The sequence below is a fragment of the Mesorhizobium sp. M2A.F.Ca.ET.039.01.1.1 genome, assembly GCF_003998035.1.
Lineage (GTDB): Bacteria > Pseudomonadota > Alphaproteobacteria > Rhizobiales > Rhizobiaceae > Mesorhizobium.
Genome location: NZ_RZRY01000744.1, coordinates 1 through 2,852 on the forward strand (window position 1 = coordinate 1; position 2,852 = coordinate 2,852).

4 protein-coding genes are annotated in these 2,852 nt (G+C 64.0%); 2 read left to right on the top strand and 2 right to left on the bottom strand.

Annotation, left to right across the window (positions count from 1 at the left end; genetic code table 11):
- A partial coding sequence (locus EOA24_RS32925; protein ID WP_133374732.1) for a 2-oxoglutarate and iron-dependent oxygenase domain-containing protein occupies positions 1-700 on the bottom strand: 700 nt, incomplete at its 3' end.
- 184 nt (positions 701-884) lie between these two features.
- On the opposite strand from EOA24_RS32925, the gene EOA24_RS32930 reads away from it, so the two are divergent.
- Complete coding sequence (locus EOA24_RS32930) at positions 885-1,280, top strand: GFA family protein (protein WP_126082518.1); 396 nt, start codon at positions 885-887, stop codon at positions 1,278-1,280.
- 128 nt (positions 1,281-1,408) lie between these two features.
- Complete coding sequence (locus EOA24_RS32935; RefSeq protein WP_126082519.1) at positions 1,409-1,621, top strand: hypothetical protein; 213 nt, start codon at positions 1,409-1,411, stop codon at positions 1,619-1,621.
- Between the two features lie 19 nt (positions 1,622-1,640).
- On the opposite strand, the gene EOA24_RS32940 is transcribed toward EOA24_RS32935, so the two are convergent.
- Positions 1,641-2,573, bottom strand: a complete 933-nt coding sequence (locus EOA24_RS32940; RefSeq protein ID WP_127410522.1) for a hypothetical protein — start codon at positions 2,571-2,573, stop codon at positions 1,641-1,643.
- Positions 2,574-2,852: the final 279 nt, after the last annotated feature.

The following is a 2,852-nucleotide window of genomic DNA, read 5'->3' on the forward strand; positions in this document are numbered from 1 at the left end:
CTTCGACGCCGTCCTGCGCCAGCAAGGTGACGAAACCGGAATCGGCATGCTCGCGGCCGATGACGGTCCGCATCTCGCCTTTGTGGAGTACAGAGAAGTCGGGACCGCTGAGGTCGACGCCGCTGTTCGGGTCACGCAACGGGTAGCGGATCAGGCGCAATGTCGAGATGCCGCCCTCGAAATCCTTATCGAAAATGGTCTCGGTCAGCCCCAGGCCGCGCGCGACCGAGCGCAGCAGCGCGTTGCCGACCGTCGCCATCGCCTTGTAGTAGTTGGCGGCAGCCTCGCGCCAGCCGGGCAGAGTGCTTTCGGGCGGGAGCGGCGTGGCCTCGCAGAGCGGATCGCCGGCATCGAGGCCGGAGGGTTCGGTCCGCGCGTCGGCGATGTCCGGCCCCATATCGATGCCTTCCTTATAGGAGACGGCGCCAGGCTGCAGCGGAAACCAGCCGCGATAGACATTTTGTTTCGTGCGGTCGAAATTCCAGCGCAGCAGCTTCTGCTTTTCAGCCTCCGGTAGCGAAAAGATCGCCAGCAGCCACGCCCGGTTCTGCGGAGTCAGCCAGTCGTCGCCGGGAAAGTCGCGGATCGCCATGAAGCCGATGCCGGAGGCCGCGGCCATGATCCTCGAGTCGGTCTGGTCGCGGGCGGGCGAGGGCGGACCGAACAAGGGTGCGATCGCGATCGTGTCGATGTCGGCCATCAGTCTTCCTCCCGTCGGACGCCATAAGCAGGGCGCGGCGGCGGGCGATTGTCAATCGCAGGCGCGGACACGTCGTTGAGCCACCCACATCAGCGCAGGCGATCGCATCCCATCAGTGTTTTTTGTTTGACCCTCTCATGCCGGCCGCTACCTTGCCGGCATTTCCTCGAAACGGGTGTCGGTGATGGCGAAATATGAGGGCGGGTGCCTGTGCGGCGGGGTGCGTTACAGGGCCGAGGCGGAGCCGATCAACGAGCGCGTCTGCCATTGCCGGATCTGCCAGAGGGCGATCGGCGCGGCCTTCAACGCCCGCCTGCTCTTCCGCATCGACGATGTGACCATCGACGGGCCGGTGGCGACAATCAATTCCACGCCTGACCTCAAGCGCGGCTTCTGCCCGGCTTGCGGCACAACCCTGTTTTCGCGCCGCGATTCCAGAAACATTCTCGGCGTCACCTCCGGCTCGCTCGACGATCCGTCGCTGTTCAAGCCGGACATGCATTTCTGGACTGCCTCGAAGCAGCCCTGGCTGATGCTCGACGATGGCCTGCCGCAATATGAAGGCGCGCCGCCGGCCTGAGTCATTGCGACGCATCTCTGCACAAAATTTCATCTCCGCTGCACGACATAGCCGGCAAAGCGTCATTGGCGGGCCATCTTTGGCTGCCTATCTAAGCGCCATGCGGGCAGGCATCGAGGAGGCGACGGATGAGCGAGAGCATCAACACCCTGGACGAGCTTTTGAACGACCCGATGATCCAGCTCGTGATGGCGCGCGACCGCGTGCGGCCGGCCGAGCTTCGCCTGCTCCTGGAAAAGGCGCGCGACAAGGCCGGCGATTATTCCCGCATCGACCAGGCTTCGGTGCCGCCGGCCCATATGGTGGCAAGAAGCTGCCTGAAGCAGTGGCTGCATCGCTAAGGCAGCTCCAGGAAAATGGTCAGCTCGAATACGCCGGCAGGTAAGCGTAGTGATTGCGTAAATAGGCGAGCTTGAAGCCGAGCCGGTCGTAGTTGCGATAGGCCGGCCCGTCGCGGTCGGGGAGCGGCGCCTCGATATCGGCGACAAACAGCTTCGCGCCGGCGGCGATGCCGTCGCGAACCAGCCTTTCCCCAAGCATGGCATCCAGATCGAAGCTCGGCGCCATGATGCCAGGTACCGGCGCGTCGATGCCGCTCCAGGCGGCGCCGTCGGGGCCGATGAAAAGCGAGCGCACAGCGGCGACCGCGCCGCCACGTTTCAGCATGTAGTGGCGCCAGCCCTTGCGGCCGACAAGCGCGGTGAGCCAGGGCGAGGTGGGGAGCCTGTATTTGGCATCGATGAAAGAAGCCCATTCCGAAGCCGTCCTGGGGGTCACCTCCTCGATTACGGGATCGTCTACCGGGATCAGCGGATCGCCCGGGAAGAGCGGTTCGGCTGGCAGCGGCGTCGCGTCGCGATAGATGCGCTCCCAGCCGCCCTGATGCTGCAGGCCGCGCGCTTCCAGCCAGCATCTCAGCCGCGCCGGCTCGGTGTGCGGGCTGGTGTAGAACCACGGCCGCATGATGCCGGCATTGCGATAATGCGCGAGCAGCGCGTCGAGCTGTTCCTCGGTCGCCGGACCATCGACGCCGATATTCTTCACGCAGTTGAAATGGATGAACGGGATCGTCGTGCAGGTGGTCCAGACCAGATCGCCCTCGCTCGCGATCGACAGCCCATGCCGTGCCGCGAAATCGGCGGGCGCCGCGTCGTAAAGGTCGCGCCAGGCCGCGACTTCGGCGCGCTCGATGGTGCGGCTGATGTCACGCGACACCTCCTCGATCGCGATTTCCGGGGGGTGCGTCTCCAGCGGCACGACTGGCTCGAGTTCCGAGAGGGCGGCGGTCGACATGGCATGCTCCTCCGATATGCCTTACAGTGTAAGATTAGCGGAGGATAATATGCTGCAGCCTGTTGTCAAGCAGGATTAGCGGCACCTTACAAATCCGTGAGTTGGAATCACGCTATCGTGAGGCTAAGCCTCTCCCAGAGGGGCTTTTCGAAGACGATTCACTTTTGCCTCGGCAGGGATCGGGGCGCAGGGAAAAGGGTTGAGATGACCGACGTCTGCACTCAAGGACTGGATACCGGCTTTGTCGGCCTGGGTTATGCCAAAGTGGCATTTCTGGGC